Below are 498 nucleotides of genomic sequence, written 5' to 3' on the forward strand. Positions count from 1 at the left end.
ATCGGCGAGCGCGTCGTGCTGTCCATCGGCCGCGACGATCTTGGCGACGAAGGCATACGGAAGTGATGCGGGTGTGGACATGAGGGGTTCTCCTTGAAGTCGGGGTTCTTCGTGGGGCGAGTTCAGCGTATGACGAGCGAGGGCCGGTGGGGAGTGGCGTATACGACAGTATTGCTATTGTTCGCGCCATGCGTATCGGACTGATCGCGATCGACGGCTGCTTCGGTTCGGCTGTCGCGTCGGTCATCGACATCGTGCGGGTGGCCGACGGAGCCCGCGGCGATGTCGACCCGCGGATCGACCCGATCGAACTCGCCATCCTCGGACCGAAACGGCGAGTGACCACGACGGCATCGATGACCCTGTCGGTGGACCACCCGCTGTCGGAGTCCGGAGAGTTCGACGTGGTCGTCGTCCCTGCGCTTGGAACCCTCACGGCCGCCGCTACCAACGACGCCCTCCAGAGCCGAGATGCACGTTCGGTCATCGCCTCACTCG

The 498-nt window shown here is 64.5% G+C and carries 2 pseudogenes; one reads left to right on the forward strand and one right to left on the reverse strand.

From position 1 onward, the window contains the following. Positions 1–81: pseudogene (locus MTX35_RS25390) on the reverse strand (antibiotic biosynthesis monooxygenase); the annotation flags it as partial. Positions 82–188: 107 nt separating this feature from the next. Here MTX35_RS25390 and MTX35_RS25395 point away from each other — a divergent pair. Continuing rightward, positions 189–498, forward strand: a pseudogene (locus MTX35_RS25395) (AraC family transcriptional regulator); the annotation flags it as partial.

Source organism: Rhodococcus sp. ARC_M12 (assembly GCF_022810385.1).
In the GTDB taxonomy this organism is placed as follows: domain Bacteria; phylum Actinomycetota; class Actinomycetes; order Mycobacteriales; family Mycobacteriaceae; genus Rhodococcoides; species Rhodococcoides navarretei.